This window comes from Cryobacterium sp. TMT2-17-1 (assembly GCF_004402765.1).
Classification (GTDB): domain Bacteria; phylum Actinomycetota; class Actinomycetes; order Actinomycetales; family Microbacteriaceae; genus Cryobacterium; species Cryobacterium sandaracinum.
Genome location: NZ_SOGC01000007.1, coordinates 1 through 2,325, shown reverse-complemented (window position 1 = coordinate 2,325; position 2,325 = coordinate 1). Strand labels below are relative to the sequence as shown.

Annotated in this window: 4 protein-coding genes and 1 pseudogene; 2 read left to right on the top strand and 3 right to left on the bottom strand. The window is 61.2% G+C overall.

Translation table 11 applies throughout. The annotated features are described in order from the left end of the window. Nucleotides 1–114: integrase core domain-containing protein (locus E3O47_RS01195; protein WP_166785300.1), on the top strand; the 114-nt coding region annotated here is incomplete at its 5' end. Nucleotides 115–261: 147 nt separating this feature from the next. Here E3O47_RS01195 and E3O47_RS16350 read toward each other — a convergent pair. Beyond that, a pseudogene (locus E3O47_RS16350) lies at nucleotides 262–485 on the bottom strand (IS481 family transposase); the annotation flags it as partial. Nucleotides 486–797: 312 nt separating this feature from the next. After that, on the bottom strand, nucleotides 798–941 hold the full coding sequence (locus E3O47_RS16345; RefSeq protein ID WP_241986043.1) for a hypothetical protein: 144 nt from the start codon (nucleotides 939–941) through the stop codon (nucleotides 798–800). Nucleotides 942–994: 53 nt separating this feature from the next. Here E3O47_RS16345 and E3O47_RS01190 point away from each other — a divergent pair, with 53 nt between their 5' ends. Then, nucleotides 995–1,867, top strand: coding sequence for a tyrosine-type recombinase/integrase (locus tag E3O47_RS01190; RefSeq protein ID WP_241986041.1), 873 nt, complete (start codon nucleotides 995–997; stop codon nucleotides 1,865–1,867). 78 nt (nucleotides 1,868–1,945) lie between these two features. On the opposite strand, the gene E3O47_RS01185 is transcribed toward E3O47_RS01190, so the two are convergent. Continuing rightward, nucleotides 1,946–2,128, bottom strand: a complete 183-nt coding sequence (locus E3O47_RS01185) for a hypothetical protein (RefSeq protein ID WP_134341923.1) — start codon at nucleotides 2,126–2,128, stop codon at nucleotides 1,946–1,948. Nucleotides 2,129–2,325: the final 197 nt, after the last annotated feature.

Genomic DNA, 2,325 nt, shown 5'->3' with positions numbered 1-2,325 from the left:
GCAGCCACCTACCAAGACTGGATCCATAGCTACAATCACCACAGACCCCATACCGGCATCGGCGGCAAATCACCCATCAACCGTGCTCACAACGTCAGTGGGAACAACATCTAGACCTTGCAAACTCCCACGAGGTTCCGAAACATTCGGTGACGACCAACCGAAACGGCTTTTCACCGCTCTGAAGAGAGCAGCGGACGGTGAAGCATCTCTCGCGATCGCCGCCCATCAGGCGCTGAACTAACCTCCTTGGGCAGTACAGCTAGCGCGGAGGAGAACGCCGACAGCCGTGACGCCCGTTTCGTCGGCGTGCACTTCGGCGTAGACGAGGCGGGTGTGGTCGTCGATGACAGCGTGCACGTAGTCATAACTGACCCGAACCTGCCCGGCTGTGTGGTTGGTGCGGGTTGACCAGGCTGGGCCCGCCAACCGCCGCCGTCGGGGATACGACCGAGCTCCTTCACGTCGATATGCCCCATCTCGCCACGGCGGCATAGAGAGGTTTCGTTAAGTGGAGGAAAATCCAGAAATCGTGGAGAAAAACGCCCTCTGCGATCTTGCGAGACCCGTGCCCCACTGCCTTTCGTAAACAGCCGACCAAATGTCCCGGAAACTCAAGGGTTTCCGGGACTTTTTTGGTTAGAGATTTGACTACCCCATCACAAACCCATCTTTTACTCCTCCCTGGAGCCGTTGAAACGGCCTTCCCATCCGGGGCGCCGACGTCGTTTTCGGTTCATCCCGATCCTCCGGGATTGCGGTGCGCACCAGGACTGGGACGATCAGACACGCCAGGTTCAGGCCACCGGCGACACCGCCAGGGCTGCTGAGCGATCGCTGAAGAGCAAGCTCACGACGAGATACCTGCAGCAGCCGACGAACACGTCGCTGACGCCGGACAGCTCGTTCGGAGACTTGGCGACGTACTGGTTCGAGGACATCGACATGGAAAATCGAATCGTCGAAGACGACCCGGAATCTATAAGAGCGCAACATGCGAACGCTCGTGCTCCCGGTGTCCCGCTGTCTCACGCTGCGAGAGATTGGCGTCGCTCGTTGCGATCACTTCATCAAGCAGCTGGCCAAGCTTTCCCACAGCCGGGCCGAGCATGGTCGTGTCGTTCTGCGGCTGGCGCTTGAGTTGGCGGTGCGGCATGAGATTCTCTCCAGCAAACCAATGGATCACGTGGCCCGCCTGTACCGTGAGCCCCACATCCTCGATGCGCTCACGGCCCCGGAGGTGAACGTAATCCGCGCGGCGATCGCCCAGTGGGAAAGCGCCGTCAATCACATCTCCGGGCCCAAGCCTGACGGCCAGCTCAGTGCGATCATCGAGGTGATGCTCGGCACCTCAGCTTGGATCGGCGAGGTGCTGGCCATCCGCCGGCGGGACGTCGACATCACAAGCGCTATACCGCTCATCCGCCTGGCCGGTACGATCGTGAGCCGCAACGGCGAGCAGACCTTTCGGCAGGACCATCCCAAGACCGCAAAGTCGCGTCGAGTCGTTGCACTGCCCACATTCACCGCTGACGCGGTCCGCCGGCGGCTTGCCAATGCCGGCAGCATGGGCCTGGATGAGCTGCTGTTCCAGTCCCCGGACGGCACTCCGCTGACCACCGCGAACGTGCGTCGTCAGTTGCGTCATGTGCTCGGGGGAGCCGGGATCGAGGGTGTGACCCCGCACATGTTCCGCCGCACGGTTGCGACTGCAGTCAATGCCAACGCCAACATCGAACTCGCCGCGGAGCTGCTCGGCCACACGGACACGAAGATCACGGTGCAGCACTATATGCAGCGGAGCGAGCTGGTGAACCCGGCGACCGCGGCTCTACTCGACAGAGCATTCGCGAAAGACGAGGAATAGAGGGCCGTCGCGGACGCCGAAACCCTCTCTATTTTTCGTTCCCCTTCTGGGAACCCTACGCGGGGCACCTCCCGCCCACTACCTTCCGTGGCCAGCGCCTCCCTGACCTTCTGTGGATTCGTTTGCTTCAAGAATCGCGCTCTTGCGCCGCCCCCAGCGGATAAAGAACGCCAGAGCCACGATGATCCCAACCACAAGGAAACCCTGAACGACCACCCAAAAGTTCCACCAACCCAAAAAACCGAATTCCATCTCGACCACGCCTCGACTCGCGGGCATTCGATTGCCCTAGGTCACGTCCCGCGGAGTGGTGGAGTTCCTCGACACCGTGCGGGTCAGCTGTTCTAGCTTAGGCGGCGGCGAGTTCGGGGAGGATCACCGCCTCGTCGAGGACCTCGATGGGGTTGTTCATGGTGGCCAGCTCGAGCATTGATGCTTCGGAGAAGTAGCGGCGTTCG

What these genes read in the sequence shown, in the direction of transcription:
- E3O47_RS01190 (WP_241986041.1), top strand. Translation starts at nt 995, where the DNA reads ATGCGAACGCTCGTGCTCCCGGTGTCCCGCTGTCTCACGCTGCGAGAG.
- E3O47_RS16345 (WP_241986043.1), bottom strand. Translation starts at nt 941, where the DNA reads ATGTCCTCGAACCAGTACGTCGCCAAGTCTCCGAACGAGCTGTCCGGC.